Source organism: Gillisia sp. JM1, from assembly GCF_000424645.1.
Classification (GTDB): Bacteria; Bacteroidota; Bacteroidia; order Flavobacteriales; family Flavobacteriaceae; genus Gillisia.
Window position 1 is genome coordinate 273076 of sequence record NZ_KE384219.1, and the last position, 16086, is coordinate 289161.

15 protein-coding genes are annotated in these 16086 nt (G+C 34.8%); 7 read left to right on the forward strand and 8 right to left on the reverse strand.

The window, feature by feature from the left end; all coding sequences use genetic code 11:
* Position 1: 1 nt before the first annotated feature.
* Positions 2-1006 (reverse strand): DNA polymerase III subunit delta, encoded by a 1005-nt coding sequence (gene holA / locus H033_RS0115580; protein WP_026839140.1) that lies wholly within the window; start codon positions 1004-1006, stop codon positions 2-4.
* A 145-nt stretch (positions 1007-1151) separates the two neighbouring features.
* Between holA and H033_RS0115585 the strand changes: the two genes are divergently transcribed.
* The 3 genes from H033_RS0115585 (at position 1152) to H033_RS0115595 (ending at position 3583) form a co-directional block, all read left to right on the forward strand.
* The gene (locus tag H033_RS0115585) at positions 1152-1598 is read left to right on the forward strand and encodes a type I restriction enzyme HsdR N-terminal domain-containing protein (RefSeq protein ID WP_026839141.1); all 447 of its coding nucleotides are present in this window, start codon (positions 1152-1154) and stop codon (positions 1596-1598) included.
* A 70-nt stretch (positions 1599-1668) separates the two neighbouring features.
* On the forward strand, positions 1669-2667 hold the full coding sequence (locus H033_RS0115590) for a glycosyltransferase family 2 protein (protein ID WP_026839142.1): 999 nt from the start codon (positions 1669-1671) through the stop codon (positions 2665-2667).
* Between the two features lie 82 nt (positions 2668-2749).
* Complete coding sequence (locus H033_RS0115595; RefSeq protein ID WP_026839143.1) at positions 2750-3583, forward strand: flagellar motor protein MotB; 834 nt, start codon at positions 2750-2752, stop codon at positions 3581-3583.
* A 164-nt stretch (positions 3584-3747) separates the two neighbouring features.
* Here the strand turns inward: H033_RS0115595 and H033_RS0115600 are convergent, their stop codons facing one another.
* The 4 genes from H033_RS0115600 to H033_RS0115615 form a co-directional block, all read right to left on the reverse strand.
* On the reverse strand, positions 3748-4578 hold the full coding sequence (locus H033_RS0115600; protein ID WP_026839144.1) for an alpha/beta fold hydrolase: 831 nt from the start codon (positions 4576-4578) through the stop codon (positions 3748-3750).
* A 106-nt stretch (positions 4579-4684) separates the two neighbouring features.
* Positions 4685-5305 (reverse strand): L-threonylcarbamoyladenylate synthase, encoded by a 621-nt coding sequence (locus H033_RS0115605; protein ID WP_026839145.1) that lies wholly within the window; start codon positions 5303-5305, stop codon positions 4685-4687.
* Positions 5306-5458: 153 nt separating this feature from the next.
* Positions 5459-5671 carry a DUF2945 domain-containing protein gene (locus tag H033_RS0115610; protein WP_026839146.1) on the reverse strand — a complete coding sequence of 71 codons (213 nt, stop codon included), beginning with the start codon at positions 5669-5671 and terminating at the stop codon, positions 5459-5461.
* A gap of 41 nt (positions 5672-5712) precedes the next feature.
* Positions 5713-8034, reverse strand: coding sequence for an ATP-dependent helicase (locus H033_RS0115615; protein ID WP_026839147.1), 2322 nt, complete (start codon positions 8032-8034; stop codon positions 5713-5715).
* A gap of 181 nt (positions 8035-8215) precedes the next feature.
* On the opposite strand from H033_RS0115615, the gene H033_RS0115620 reads away from it, so the two are divergent.
* The 4 genes from H033_RS0115620 to H033_RS0115635 are packed head-to-tail and all read left to right on the forward strand — an operon-like array spanning position 8216 to position 12027.
* A complete protein-coding gene (locus tag H033_RS0115620) occupies positions 8216-8572 on the forward strand; it encodes a hypothetical protein (protein ID WP_026839148.1) in 357 nt (118 codons plus the stop codon).
* A 26-nt stretch (positions 8573-8598) separates the two neighbouring features.
* On the forward strand, positions 8599-9879 hold the full coding sequence (locus H033_RS0115625; protein ID WP_026839149.1) for an amidohydrolase: 1281 nt from the start codon (positions 8599-8601) through the stop codon (positions 9877-9879).
* Between the two features lies 1 nt (position 9880).
* Positions 9881-11503: an FMN-binding glutamate synthase family protein gene (locus tag H033_RS0115630; protein WP_026839150.1), complete on the forward strand. Its 1623-nt coding sequence runs from the start codon at positions 9881-9883 to the stop codon at positions 11501-11503.
* Positions 11504-11505: 2 nt separating this feature from the next.
* Positions 11506-12027, forward strand: coding sequence for a hypothetical protein (locus H033_RS0115635; protein WP_026839151.1), 522 nt, complete (start codon positions 11506-11508; stop codon positions 12025-12027).
* Between the two features lie 86 nt (positions 12028-12113).
* Here H033_RS0115635 and H033_RS0115640 read toward each other — a convergent pair whose 3' ends face one another.
* From H033_RS0115640 to H033_RS0115650, 3 genes are read right to left on the reverse strand one after another with little or no spacing between them, the layout of a single operon-like run.
* Positions 12114-13037, reverse strand: coding sequence for a patatin family protein (locus H033_RS0115640; RefSeq protein WP_026839152.1), 924 nt, complete (start codon positions 13035-13037; stop codon positions 12114-12116).
* The gene (locus tag H033_RS0115645; protein WP_026839153.1) at positions 13037-13939 is read right to left on the reverse strand and encodes a patatin family protein; all 903 of its coding nucleotides are present in this window, start codon (positions 13937-13939) and stop codon (positions 13037-13039) included. Before H033_RS0115645 ends, H033_RS0115640 begins: the two co-directional genes overlap by 1 nt.
* Positions 13939-16056 (reverse strand): M1 family metallopeptidase, encoded by a 2118-nt coding sequence (locus tag H033_RS0115650; protein WP_034886425.1) that lies wholly within the window; start codon positions 16054-16056, stop codon positions 13939-13941. Before H033_RS0115650 ends, H033_RS0115645 begins: the two co-directional genes overlap by 1 nt.
* Between the last annotated feature and the right edge of the window lie 30 nt (positions 16057-16086).

Sequence of the window (16086 nt, forward strand, 5' to 3'; positions counted from 1 at the left end):
TTTAATTCATAATTTTTACAACCAATTCCTTCAGCAAGTCGCCAGAAGGGACATTTGTAGCTCCCACCCCTTTACTTTTAACATCTGTTTCGCGCAAATAAGAAATGATCTGGCTCACCTTTTTCATGGGATAATTTCTAGCTGCTAGCACATAATCTGCTACAAAATAAGGATTCACCTTTAACACCTTTGCTACATTGGCCTTGGACTTATCGGCTATACCATGATATTGTAAAATTTGAGAAAAATAACCAAACAATAAAGATACTGTTACAACCATAGGATTGTCTTTGGTGTTTTGTGCGAAGTAATTAATAATTCTATGCGCTTTTAGTGTATCACGCATTCCAATTGCCTTTCTAAGTTCAAAATTATTAAAATCTTTACTTATCCCTATATTCTCTTCAATTAGTTCTGGAGAAATACTAGTCCCTTTTGGGGCTATTAATTGTAGTTTTTGTAATTCATTATCGATCTTACTAAGATCCGTTCCCAAAAATTCCACCAGCATTTGCGATGCTTTTGGCGAAATTGCATACCCGCTAGACTTTAAGGTTTTCTGAATCCAATCTGCCACCTGATTTTCATAAAGCCGCTTGCTTTCAAAGATCACTCCGGTTTTAGCTACCGACTTATAAAGCTTTTTACGTTTATCAATTTTTTTATATTTATAACATACTACCAAAGTTGTGGTAGGCTGAGGCTTATCTGAATATGCTTCTAACTTTTCAATGGTTCTGGAAAGATCCTGTGCCTCTTTTACAATGATCACCTGTCTTTCGGCCATCATAGGATATCGTTTGGAATTGCTAATTATTTCATCAACTGTAGTGTCTCGCCCATACATCACCATCTGGTTAAAACCTTTTTCTTGCTCCGGCATTAGATGATCTTCTATATAATTAGCGATCTTATCTATATAGTAAGGCTCTTCACCCATTAAAAAATAAATGGGTTTTACCTGTCCGTTTTTAATTGAGTTAACTATTTGAATTGCGTCTTCCATAAGGGTGTAAGGCAGTTAGGCATACTTGATTTGAGGCTTTTTCAGCTCAAAAGGGGTTAATTCTACAAGATCTTTTAAGTTACAACTCAGTATTAAATAGAAAAATTTCTTAGCTATAACTTTATAATTTTGTTTATTTGAACTGATGCAAAAATTGAATTTCCCGCAATATACATTTCGCTTCAAAAATAGCGAAAATAAAATAGCCGCTTTCGATGAGATTAGGAAAAAGTTTATAATTCTTACTCCAGAAGAATGGGTAAGACTGCATACCGTTCAATACCTGATTTCAGAAAAAAAATATCCCAAAAGCCTTATAAATGTTGAAAAACAACTGAAAATAGGAAAGAGAATAAAAAGGTACGATGTAGTTGTGTATAACTCAAAAGGAGATATACATATAATAGTAGAATGCAAAGCTCCCTCCATAAAGATCACCCAGGATACTTTTGATCAAATTGCAAGATATAATATGAGCTTAGACGCCAATTATCTTATGGTAACCAATGGTTTAGACCATCATTTTTGTCAATTAGATTACGAACTGGAAAAATACCATTTTCTACAAAGCCTTCCAGAATATCAATTATAGGGCACTCGCTTTAATCTAAAAATTATTCTGTTTACTTTTGAAGCCACAGAATGAAAAATAAGAATTCAGAATGAGTCAGACTGTTGCTGTAGTAATATTAAATTGGAATGGGCTGGATCTTTTAAAAGAGTTTCTCCCAGAGGTAGTAAAATATTCTAAAGAAGCCACCGTCTATGTTGCAGACAATGCTTCTACAGATACTTCAATTTCTTTTGTGGAAGCTCATTTCCCTGAAGTAAAAATTGTTCAAAACAAAGTAAACGGTGGTTATGCAAAAGGCTATAATGATGCCTTAGCAGGACTATCTGAAGATATCTTTATTTTGTTAAATAGTGATGTTAAAGTCACTCCCAACTGGATACTCCCCATAGAAGGTGTTTTTGAAAAAGATAAAAGCGTTGCCGCAGTACAACCAAAGATCTTAGATTACAAAAAACCAACTCACTTTGAATATGCTGGTGCTGCTGGTGGTTTTATAGATAAATTTGGCTACCCTTTTTGTAGGGGAAGAATCTTTGATAGTCTTGAAAAAGACAACGGACAATATGATGACGAAATAGAGATCTTTTGGGCAAGCGGAGCTTGTTTAGCTATAAAGCGAGATAAATATTACGAAGTTGGCAAACTAGATGAAGATTATTTCGCGCATCAAGAAGAAATAGATATCTGCTGGAGGCTTCATAATTATGGGTATAAGGTTATTTATACACCAAACTCTGTAGTCTATCATGTGGGTGGGGCAACTTTAAACAGGATGAACCCAAAAAAGACATTTTTTAATTTCAGAAATAGCTTATTTAATCTGATAAAAAATGTGCCTTCCAATAAAATTTTATCGGTACTTTTTTTACGAATGGTTTTGGATGGGATAGCTGCATTTAAATTTTTATTCGAATTAAAATTAAATCACTTTACCGCTGTTTTTCAAGCACATATAAGTTTTTATTCACAATTAAATAAATTTTTGAAAAAGCGTAAAAAACTCCCTAAGAAAGATAATTATTACTCAAAAATTTCCGTTGTTTGCAGGAATTACGGATTGGGGCAAAAAAAATTCTCCGATTTTTAATTTTTCAAGGCAAAAAATAGTATATGGGCACTAATTTTGATAGCTTTGAGAAAATCTAACAATAAAAAATTTACATCAAATTATGAAGAAAATCATGTTACTTACGGCTACTGCCGCTTTATTACTTTCTTCTTGTGTGTCACAGAAGAAATACGCTGAGCTTGAAACTTTACAACAAGAAACAAAGGATCAATTAAACACTGCGACCGTTAAATTGAATTCTTGTTTAGACGAAAAAGACAGATTAGGAGAGCAAATAAAAACCCTTAACGACCAGAATTCTGGCTTAATGAACAATGTTGGAAATATTGCTACACTTTCTACCCAACAGGCTTCAACCCTTGAAAAATCTTTAGAGAGCATCAAGGAAAAAGACATGAAAATAAATCGTATGCAGGATGCAATCACTAAAAAGGATTCTGTTACACTTGCATTAGTTACTAGCTTAAAAGGAGTTCTTGGAAACATGAACGATGAAGACATTAGTATTAATGTTGAAAAAGGTGTTGTATATGTATCTATCTCAGATAAATTATTGTTTGAAAGTGGAAAGTACAATGTAACTTCTCGTGCAAAAGAAGTATTAGGAAAAGTTGCAATGGTAGTGAAGAACAAACCAGAGATCGAATTTATGGTTGAAGGTCACACAGATGATCAAGCAATGAAAGGTGGAGTAATTGAAGACAACTGGGATCTAAGTGTTAAACGCGCTACCTCTGTTGTAAGAATTCTTCAAAATGAATTTGGTGTGCCACCAGAAAGAATGACTGCAGCAGGAAGAAGTTACTATATTCCTGTAGCATCTAACGATACTGCTGAAGGACGTTCTAAGAACAGACGTACAAGAATCGTGATCTTACCTAAATTAGATCAATTCTACAACTTGATAGAAGAAGGAATGAAAGAAGCTAAATAAGCTGACTCATTTTTAATAATACTAAAGCCTCGCAATTGCGAGGCTTTTTTTATGTCTCCTGATTTCAATATCAAGGTCCCTTCGGGTAACCAATGGATATGAATCGGAGAATTCTATTAAAGATTTCTAGCCATGCCTCGGGGAATTAAACCCGTAATGAGGGATTAACTCTTCAAAAAGTCAATTAGAATTTTATTGAATTCTTTTTTATGGGTAAGTATCAAACCATGGGGTGCATCTTTGATAACCTCATATTTTGCATTGGTGATTTGGTCCTTACTTTTTTTACCTCCAATCTCAATTGGTACTATTTGATCTGCTTCTCCGTGAACCACTAAAGTTGGAACATCAAATTTCTTTAGATCTTCTCTAAAATCGGTAAGACCAAATGAATCTACACAATCTACAGTCGCTTTTGGAGAGGCTTTGCAAGCAATACTCCAATTTAAATGAACCTGATCTTTGCTTATTCTCTCTTTATTATCAGAATAGTTTACAAACTTGTCACCAAAACCAGCTAAAAATCCAGCTCTATCTTCCCTTATATTTTTCTTGAATCCTTCAAATACTTCTTTATCTAAGCCTTCCGGATTATCACTTGTTTTAAGCATAAAAGGAGGAACTGCAGATATTAGTGCTGCTTTTGAGATCTTATTGGTTCCATAGTTCCCAATAAATCGGGCTACTTCTCCTCCACCCATAGAAAATCCAACTATTATAGAATCGGAAAGACTTAGGTGATCAATTAAATTATTGAGATCTGAGGCTAAAGTGTCATAATCATATTTTCCCCAAGGCTTATCACTTTCTCCAAAGCCTCTTCTATCATATGTAATGCATCTAAATCCTGCATTTACAATTTCTTCTACTTGATATTCCCACATTCTATGACTTAATGGCCAACCGTGTATCAAAATAACTGGTTGTCCTTTACCAAAGTCTTCGTAAAATATATTTACTTCTTCTGCTGTTGTCTTAGATTTAAAATAATTCATTCATTTTCTTTTTTAATTAAACTTTATAGCTAAAGCTAATTTTTTAAAAGGGGCATTAAAAAGAATCGAGCAGGTTTAATATGCAATTAACTAGTTATCGAAATATTTACATAAAATCTATATTCCCTTTACCTTCTCTTATTACTTCAGGTTCAATCCCAGTTAAATCTACTACCGTAGAAGCGATGTTGTCCCCATAACCACCATCTATAACAAGATCTACCAGATTATCCCACTTTTCAAGAATTAATTCAGGATCTGTTGTGTATTCAATAACCTCATCCTCATCTTTAATAGAGGTTGAAACTATAGGATTTCCTAATTCTCTTACAATCGCCCGGCAAATATTATTATCTGGCACCCTGATCCCTACTGTTTTCTTTTTCTTAAAGACATTAGGAAGATTGTTATTTCCTGGAAGAATAAAAGTAAATGGCCCAGGCAAGTTCCGCTTTAGCAATTTAAAAGTTGGGGAATCTATTTGCTTCACATAATCTGAAAGATTACTAAGGTCTTCACAAATAAAGGAAAAATTAGCTTTGTCTAATTTCACTTGTTTTATCTGTGCAATTCGCTCTAAAGCATTTGTATTTGTAATATCGCAACCAAGGCCGTAAACAGTATCTGTTGGATAAATAATCAAACCTCCTTTTCTAAGTACATCAACTACTTTTTTGATGTCTTTTGGATTCGGATTCTCTTCGTAAATTCTAATTAAATTAGCCATAGTACTATTCTTTCTAAGTTGGAAAAATCACAAATTAATAAAAAGATATCTGCTGTTTAAAATATATCCTATGATGCAATATTATGAGCACCCCTATAAAACTTATAATATCAAGTCCGTTAAAAACTTTGTTGGGAAATGCTGTATCTAAATTTATTCTATATGAGTTACTTCGCTTTCAAGTTTTAAAACTTTGTCGCCATCTAACTGTTCTATCAATAATGCCCTATTTCCTTTTTCGCCAATTCGGGTAATTTCAGATCCTTTAATGGTTTTGGTAATCTTTTCTAAAAAGGTATCAATTACTTTTCCTTCGGCTTCACCAGAACCCCATTTCCATTTTACATTACTACCTTTTCGAATCATATATTATAGAATTAGAGGAAAACAGTTTATAAAGAATTAAATTATGAAAGCACCTTCAGTTTAGCAAATCTCAATAGAAGTTTTTTTACTCCACCATTTTCAAAATCGATCTCTGCTTTTTTATCTTGTCCAATCCCATCGATATTCAGCACTTTTCCTTTTCCAAAACGAATATGTTCCACTTCATTTCCTGCTTCCAATTTCACAGTGTCTTTTATCGAGGCTGTAGGATAATCTGTAGCAGTTGGTTTAAGTTTTCTAAGCTTCCTAAGTTGCTCTTCGTTAGGTTTATGTGCAGGTGGCGGTGTCCCAGATTTTGGTTTAGATTGCCTGAATTTACTTTTATCTACATCCCCAAAAATATCAAGATCCATAAGAGGTTTATACTTATAGTCATCCTGAGGAATCATATAATCCAAGTAAATTTCATCTATCTCCTCAATAAACCTGCTAGGCTCTGCGTCTACCAATTTCCCCCATCTATAACGGGATTGTGTGTAAGTTAAATATGCTTGTTTCTCTGCTCTTGTAAGTGCTACGTAAAACAATCTACGTTCTTCTTCTAATTCAGACCGCGTACTCATACTCATTGCTGAAGGAAACAAATCTTCTTCCATCCCCACAATATAAACGAATGGAAATTCCAGACCCTTTGCTAAATGTATGGTCATAAGCGCCACATGATCCTCATTGGTCTCCTTATCCATATCTGTTGCCAAAGCAACATCTTCCAGAAATTCAGCTAAAGAGCCCGAAGCATCTGCCAGTTCTTGCTGTCCTTCCACAAAATCTCTAATTCCGTTAAGAAGTTCTTCAATATTTTCAATTTTCGCTACTCCTTCTGGCGTCCCATCTTTTTTAAGTTCTTGAACAAGTCCAGTTTTCTTGGCTACCGTATCTGCAACCACAAAAGCATCAGCGTTTTCAGTAAGAATTTTGAAACTTTTGATCATGTTCGCAAAATTCGCCAACTTGTTTCTGGTTCCAGAATTTATCTTAAGATCTATATGATCCAGATTTTCAATAATCTCAAAAATAGATTTGTTATATTGATTTGCGGCAATGGTCAATTTATCTATAGTCGTAGATCCTATTCCCCTTGCAGGAAAATTGATGATCCTTTTTAAAGCTTCTTCATCATTAGGATTTATCAACAATCTCAAATAAGATAGGACATCCTTGATCTCTTTTCGCTGATAAAATGAAAGCCCTCCGTAAATTCTATAAGGGATTTCTCTTTTACGCAAAGCATCCTCCATAGCCCTACTCTGGGCATTTGTTCTGTATAAGATTGCAAAATCTCCGTTATTCATTTGCTTTTGCATCTTGTTCTCGAAAATAGAACTCGCTACAAATCGCCCTTCATCGCCATCTGTAAGCAATCTATTTACAACGATTTTTGGTCCGTCGTCATTTGCCGTCCAAACCACTTTATCAAGTTTGGTCTTATTTTTTTCTATAATGGAGTTAGCTGCATTTACGATGTTCTTAGTGGAACGGTAATTTTGCTCCAAACGGTACATCTGCACATTATCATAATCTTTCTGAAAATTCAAAATATTATTGATATTCGCTCCACGGAAAGCGTAAATACTCTGCGCATCATCCCCTACCACGCATATATTCTGAAATTTATCTGAAAGTGCTTTTACAATCAAATATTGCGAATGGTTTGTATCCTGATACTCATCTACTAAAATATATCGGAATCTGTTCTGATATTTCTGAAGCACCTCTGGAAACCTATTCAAGAGCTCATTAGTTTTCAGCAATAAGTCATCAAAATCCATTGCTCCAGCTTTGAAACAGCGCTCTACATAATTCTTATAGATATCCCCAAGTCTTGGCTTTTTAGCCATCGCATCGGCTTCCCGCAATTCAGGATTTTGAAAATAGGCCTTAACGGTGATTAAACTATTCTTATAGGAAGATATTCTTGAGTAAACCTGCTTATATTTATAGATATCCTTATCCAATCCCATCTCTTTGATAATTGCTGAAATAAGGCGTTGAGAATCTTGAGTATCATAAATGGTGAAATTTGAAGGGTAGCCCAGTTTATTGGCCTCGACACGCAACATTTTAGCAAATATGGAGTGAAATGTACCCATCCACAAATTCTTCGCTTCACTACTTCCAACAATTTGTGAGATCCTCTTTTTCATTTCCTTTGCGGCCTTGTTGGTAAAGGTTAAAGAAAGAATATTAAAAGGGTCTACCCCTTTACTCATTAAATAAGCAATTCTATAGGTAAGTACCCGCGTTTTCCCAGACCCTGCTCCTGCTATCACTATCATTGCCCCGTCTTTTTGAAGAACGGGAGCCCGTTGTGCATCGTTTAATTCTGCTAAATAAGATTCCAAATTTATCCTTTATTTTAAGCTGTGAATTTAGCCAATTAAGATGTACTTTAAAACTCCTTTTGGTCTTACTTTTAAACAAAGGGTCTACAAATTATGACATGCCTATTATTTTAAATATATTTATAACCTTGATAACCACTCAATACTTTTATTTAATAAAAGGGTATTAATAATCGACATTATGAAAATAAATTCTAAAATCCATGGTTTTATAGATTATCTGGTGGTATTGGTTTTGTTAATATTGCCAAGTCTTCTTAATTTACCTGAAATCACTGCTATTGTTACCTATGCTTTAGGAGGTATTCATCTCCTTTTAACTTTGTTCACCAATTTTGAAGTGGGACTAATAAAAGTAATTCCTTTTAAAATCCATGGCTGGATTGAATTTATTGTATCCGTTGCTTTAGTAGCAGTTGCCTTTTATTTAGGAAATATTGAGGGTGAATTTTCTCGTAACCTATATTTTATTCTTGCTGCAATAGTTTTTGTTATCTGGTTGATAACAGATTATCGCTGGACAGCATCGCTTAAATAATTCTTCTTTAGTTAAAATTCCCTATTATGAAAAAAATCTGCATATTTCTTTTTTGCCTCTTTTCAATTAACAATTATTCGCAAAGCATAGATCCCGAAATTGAAAAAGAAGCTAATAAGCTCGAACAGCAAGTAATCGAATGGCGCCGTGATTTCCATGAACACCCAGAACTTTCTAATCGCGAATTCAAAACTGCTGAAAAAATAGCGAAACATCTCAGGAGTCTTGGTTTAGAAGTTCAAACAGGCGTTGCTAAGACTGGAGTAGTTGGAATTCTAAAAGGAAATAATTCAGGAAAAGTAGTTGCCCTTAGAGCAGATATAGATGCTTTGCCAGTAACTGAAAGAAATGAGCTACCCTTTAAATCTGAAGTTACTACAGATTTTTTAGGAACCAATACCGGTGTAATGCATGCATGCGGACACGATACACACACTGCCATTTTAATGGGAGTTGCCGAAATACTTTCGAAAAATAAAGACAAGATAAATGGTACTGTAAAATTCATTTTTCAACCTGCTGAGGAAGGTCCACCCCCTGGAGAAAAAGGAGGAGCCTCTTTAATGATTGAAGAAGGTGTATTAAAAAATCCAGATGTGGATGCCATTTTCGGGTTACATATAAATTCTGGAACACCAGTTGGTACAGTTCGGTACAAACCAGAAGGCACCATGGCTGCTGTAGAGCGTTTTGTAATAAATGTAAAAGGAAAGCAAACTCACGGTTCTGCCCCATGGAGTGGTACAGACCCTATTTTAATTTCAGCAAAGATCATTGATGGATTACAAACTATAATAAGTCGTGATTCTAAATTGGTAGATGGTGCAGCTGTGATCACAGTTGGAAAAATCACCAGTGGAGTTCGTTTTAATATTATTCCCGAAACTGCTGAAATGATAGGTACCATAAGAACTTTGGATGCTGATATGAAAGCTACTATTTTAAGAAGAATGAACGAAATGGTACCTGCAATTGCTAAGGCATATGGAGGAACTGCAACTGTAGAAATTCAGAATAATACTGCTATTACCTACAACGATCCGGAGCTAACCAATAAAATGCTTCCTACACTACAAAATATTGCAGGTAAGGATAAAGTTGAATTAGTGAAAGCCACAACTGGTGGAGAAGATTTCTCTTTCTTTCAGGAAGTAGTTCCTGGGTTTTACTTTTTTCTAGGTGGACAAGCTTTAGGAACGACTGAGGCTGCTCCACATCATACTCCAGATTTTTATATAGATGAAAGCGGAATGTTGTTGGGTGTAAAAGTGATGTCCCAGTTAGCTTTAGACTATTTAAACAATTAGAATGAACGAGGTGTTAAATATTTTAGGAAGTATTCCCTGGTGGGGATGGATTATAATTTTCCTAATCCTCGTTGCAATAAAGGATATATTTTTTAGTAAAGAACACATAATTAAACACAATTTTCCTGTAGTTGGACATTTGCGTTACTTTATGGAACGCATAGGGCCCGAGCTAAGGCAATATATTGTTGCAAGCGATAGAGAAGAACTACCCTTTAATAGAAATGAACGAGGATGGATCTATGCATCGGCTAAAAATGAGAATAACTATGAAGGTTTTGGAACCAATGAAGACATTTATAGAACCAACTATATCTTCATAAATAACTCCATGCTTGCATACAAGCTCGAAAAAGACCATCCAAATTCAGAACACCCTTATTTTATTGCCTGTGCAAAGGTGATGGGTTCCTTCAACAAAAGACAAAGACCTTATAGACCTGCCTCTATAATCAATGTTTCAGCCATGAGTTTCGGCTCGCTTTCGGCGAAAGCGGTAGAATCCCTAAATGAGGGATGTTTATTAGCAAATGCCTATCATAATACAGGAGAAGGCGGGCTTTCACCTTACCACCGGAAGGGTGCAGATGTTGCATTTCATTTTGGGACCGGTTATTTTGGAGTTCGTGGGGATGATGGTAATTTCTCCTTAGAAAAACTCATAAAGCTAGTGCAGGAGAATCCCCAAATTAGGATGATAGAAGTCAAATTGTCTCAAGGTGCCAAACCCGGGAAAGGTGGAGTATTACCGGCATCTAAGATTACAAAAGAAATTGCTGCGATTAGAAACGTGCCATTGGGAAAAGATGTTTTATCTCCTCCAACACATTCAGCCTTTAATAATATTCCAGAAATGGTGAATTTTATTGAGGAAATAGCAGAGGCCACCGGTTTACCAGTTGGTATAAAATCTGCAGTAGGCCAATTGAAGCAATGGGAAGAATTGGCGAGTATAATGAAGAAAACCAATCGCGGACCGGATTTCATTACTGTAGATGGCGGTGAAGGTGGGACTGGAGCCGCTCCTCCAAGTTTTGCAGATCATGTTTCCCTACCATTTATAAATGCTTTTACAGATGTTTATAAAGTTTTTCAGAAGGAAGAAATCACCGAAAGAATTGTTTTTATAGCCAGTGGAAAACTTGGTTTTCCAGCAAAAGCAGCGATGGCATTCGCAATGGGTGCAGATTCTATTAATGTTGCACGTGAGGCCATGATGAGTATTGGCTGCATTCAGGCGCAATCCTGCCATAACAATACTTGTCCAACTGGGATAACCACTCATAATAAATGGCTACAGGCCGGAATCAACGTTAAAGATAAAGCTGAAAGAGTGAATTTTTACTTTGCTAAATTTAAAAAGGAATTGCTGGAAATGACACATGCGTGTGGTTATGAACATCCCTCTCAGTTTACCATGGACGATGTGGACATTAATTTAAGCGATAAAAATATAACAATGACCCTTGCCTCTACGTTTGGGTACCATAAATCCCCGGTTCTGTTTACCTCGGTGCAAGAACATATGGATTGTCCATATTTGGGCGGAACATATTCCAAGGGAAAAGAAGTAAAAACTAAAGAAGCAGAAACCGAAGATACCTCTGTTTACGACACTAATTAACTATGAACGACATCAACATTATTGATCTAATATTTTATCTACTACCAGCAGTAATTGTTGGCTTGATATCTTTTTATTTCTTCAAAATGCATATCTCGAATGAAGAAAAAAGAAGGGTCTATCAATTGAGACTGGAAAACCAAAAAATCGCACTCCCTATCAAATTACAAGCATTTGAACGTATGGCCTTGTTCTTAGAAAGGATTTCTATGGGAAAATTATTGCTTAGGATAAAACCAAAATCCAATGACTTAAAGGCGTATGAAGATATGCTTGTGCAAACTATAGATCAAGAATTCGATCATAATTTAGCGCAGCAAATCTATCTTTCTCCAGAATGTTGGAATGTTATAAAAACTTCTAAAAATGCTACAATTGGTATTATTCGGAAAACAGCTAAAAAGGAAGATGTTAGTAATGCCGATGAATTAAGGCAGGATATTTTGAACGCATTAATGAATCAAACACCCCCTACAGAAGCTGCTTTAGACTACATTAAAAAAGAATTACGAAATATAATTTAGCACTTCTTTTAGCTTTTAATTAATGCTCTATAGCAAAAGTTAGATTTAAACACTATTCCATTTATTTGTTAAGAAAAAATTGGTACCTAAAGAATCTTCTTGATAGATATTGCTTGATTATTCTTCTTTTGGATACCACGTTCCATTGCATAATCAAAACCTTGTTGCCACCAAGAGGTCATAGCCTTTTTATTAAAAACCAAGGAGTTTTCGGTTAATTGAACCGGTGTGTAATAGGTGTTTAATTTCACTTGTTTATTCATAGCGGCGAGTTTTCCTTCAACCACATCGTGATATTCAACTTGATCCAATAGGAATCCGAAGAGATTTATCATTAAAGAAAAAGGGTTTTTCCCCAGCACTTTATTATACTCCATATTCTCGGCTTCAAGAATAATTGCATCCACTTCAGTAGCACCTCGTTTAATAGCTTCTCGAATAGGCACAACACATCCCAGACCCCCATCGGCATACTCATATCCGTTTTTAGTAGCAAGGCTCATAAAAGGAATATAATTACAGCTAATCCAAATCCAATCGCAAAAATCATCGTAAGAGAATTCGTGAATAGATTTATATTCTACTCTGTTTTTAGATAAATTAGATACTGTAACAACAACATCTTTGGCTTTATTTTTCACAGATTCAAAATCTGCTTTTGAAAAATCTTTTTTTATGTTTTTACGTAAATTTTTACTTTCTCCAAAAGTTCTTTTTTTCTTAGCAAACTGAAGGAACATATTAAAATAGTTGATGGTAACATATTCCCTACCATCTTTCTTTTTAACCACAAATGGGTTAATGTTAAAGATTTTTCGTTGGGTAACATTTGTGTAAATATCGTACACCTTTTTAATGTTACCATCTGCTAAGTGAGGAATGAGCAAACTTCCCGTAGAAGTTCCTAGAAATAAGTCATATTTTCTACCTTCTTCTTCCATTAAATACTGGGCAACTCCCCCAGCAAAAGCTCCTTTGCTTCCTCCTCCTGAAATTACCAATGCTCGCATTAAGGTTCAATTTGGTTCAATTCTTCATTTTTATACTTGGCAAAACTAAAACCACTCTCCCACCAACGTTCCATCTTCACCTTATCAAAAATAAGAGAATTAGTTGTTAACACGGTAGGAGTGTAATAGAAATTAATGATTACATCCTTATTAGCGGCTTCAAATTTCCCGATTCTTATATTCTGTCGTTCAATTCTATCCAACATATATCTGAACAAATTAGTAATCAATGAAAACACATTTTTTGATGGCAATCTATTAAAATAGGTCACTTCTGTTTGAAGGATAATCGCATCAATCTCTGTAGCGCCACGTTTTATGGCTTCTTCTATTGGCACCATAGATCCAAAGCCACCATCGGCATATTCACAGCCATTCTTTTGAACCAAGCTCATAAAAGGCACATAATTACAGGAAATCCAGATCCATTCGCAAAAATCTTCATAGGAGTAATCGCGTATAGATTTATATTCCACTTCATTCAAAGAAATATTAGAAACTGTAACCAATATATCTTTCTCACCCGCTTTTAACTCCTCAAACTCCTCTTTGGTAACTGTATTCAGGATAAGTTTTTTAAGATTTTCGCTCTCTCCAAATGTTTTTTTACCCCTCATAAAATTACGGAGCACATTAAAATGATCTATAGATATTTGGTCTTGCCCATGCTTACGTTTAATTAAAAATGGTCTATTACTAAAGATGCTTTTTTGATTGACTGAGGTATAAACTTCTTTGATCTTCTGAGTCTTATTTAGCGCTAAATGAGAGATCAATAAACTGCCAGTAGAAGTTCCTAAAAAAAGATCATAGTCATTGCCCATCTCTTCAATTAAATACTGCGCAACTCCACCCGCAAAAGCTCCTTTACTACCTCCTCCAGAAATTACTAATGCCCGCATTAATCTTGTAATCTTTTGGTTAAAAATTCTAAGTCTGGATTTTCCATAGTATCACTTAAAGCTACATATTTTGTACGATATTCTTTATCTTTCAATAATTTATCCAATAAGCTTTTACAATAATTTCTAAACCTATGGTTAGAATGTTGACCACCTTCTAAAAGATCTAATAAATTCTGTTCAGAAAAAGCATTTATCTGATATAGATAGCCAAAGGCATTTTGTCTTAATCCAAAAGGGAGAGTTTCACTCGTGTATTCTGATAATTCTTTGTAATAGGCTGGTTTCTTTTCTGAATCTATTTCTGGGCTTACTAGATTGATGACCAGCCACAACAGTCTTACGTTCTTATTTTGAAAACCTTGAATATCTTGTGTTTTATTTAAAATTTTTTCTGTTTCCTCTGGAAATTGCATCCATACTTTTAAAAGCGTATTTTCCTTTGTTATATACGATTCATCATTTAAAAGTCCAATAAATTTCGATTTTATTGCTGAAGGAATTGAATCTATACTTACTGCTACGGCTTGCCTAACTCTCAGATTATTAGTTCCAAGAGCCTTTTTATAAAGGGACATTGTCTCATTAGTATTCTCACCAGATAACTGAAAAACAACTTCTTGCCCAATATATTCGTTTACCGGAAAATCTAAAGCTTTATCTAAATATTCTTTTTTAATTGAAATGGAAGTTTCTCTTAAAGAAGCCAGTTTCATGTACTTTGAGATAAATTCAGATCTCTTTAAAGAAGCCAATGCTTCGGTTCCTTGAAAAGCACTTTGTTTTAACCAATCCTGTTTCCAAGCAGAAATATCCATTTTAGAGGCATCTTCTACTGCTCGCACAAAATCATCTGTGGTTACATTGGAATATGCATTCTTCAAAAGATAGTTTTTAACTGCCTCCTTAAAATTATCTTCTCCAATCTGCTCTTTTAAAATATGCAATGCCCAAGCTCCTTTCTGATAGAATGTAAGGGAACTTGCATCAGGATTCAGTAAAGACTCACCTTTCCCCGAGTCGCTTAGTTCTTTTAATTGTTCTGCAGATTCATATAATTTCCAGTAAAAATAATCTTCCCCAAAAATCTCTTTTTCTGCGAGCCAAGCATAATACGTGGCGAATCCTTCATGCAACCAGTGGTGTTTCCCATTAGTTTCTGTAACCATATCTCCAAACCACTGGTGAGCTAGTTCATGTGCATTTACAAAAACATAATTCTGATCTATGAAAGCCGTAGAGTCTATTAGGAAAGAATCTGAAAAAATTGTGATGCTGGTATTTTCCATTCCTGAATAAATAAAATCCTGAACGGGAACTTGTTTGTAGTTCTTCCAGGGATAGGCTACACCAATTTCATCTTCGAGAAAATTGAAAATTTCTTTAGTATATCTATAGGTTGGTTCTACTTTAAGTGAATCTTTTGGCTCAAAATATAGCTCAATGGGAACTGCCGTTTTAGATTGTAAAGTGAGTTTAGAATAATTACCGGCTGCAACTGCCACCAAATAACTACTCATAGGTTTTTCCATCTCAAATTCCCATTGGGCTATAGAGTCATTAAGATCTCTTTTATTTACTAATTCTCCGTTGGAAATAACTTGGTAATCCTTATTAAAATTGAAAGTTAAATTGAAAATTAACTTTTCGGTCATGTCATCAAAACTTGGCAACCAATTGGAATTATCTCTACCCTGTCCTTGAGTCCAAACTTGTTTACTCACATTTTTTTCCTTTGGAGCATCCCAATTAATAAAATACATAGCTTGTTTTGGCTCGGCATAATATTTTAAAGTAAGCTGATATTCTTTCTTGGGAGAAAAAGCTGTTTTTATCCATATTCTGGAGCTATCGTTAGAATACGAAACCTTGTTACCATTCAGAAGAACTGATGAAAACTCCATGTTTTTGGCATCAATAAAAATAGAATCTTGTGGGCTAAGGATTTTAAATTGATAATTCACTTCTCCTTCCACACTTTTTTTCTTCGGAAGAATACTTATTTCAGCATCCACCTGTATAAAATCTACTTTTTTGGTTTGATCTAAGGAGCTATCATATTGTGCATAACCCGCAATACTGAATATGCAAAAAAGAAATAAAAAATGGTATCTCATTCTATGGGGCTTCAATAAGTTTGCAAATTA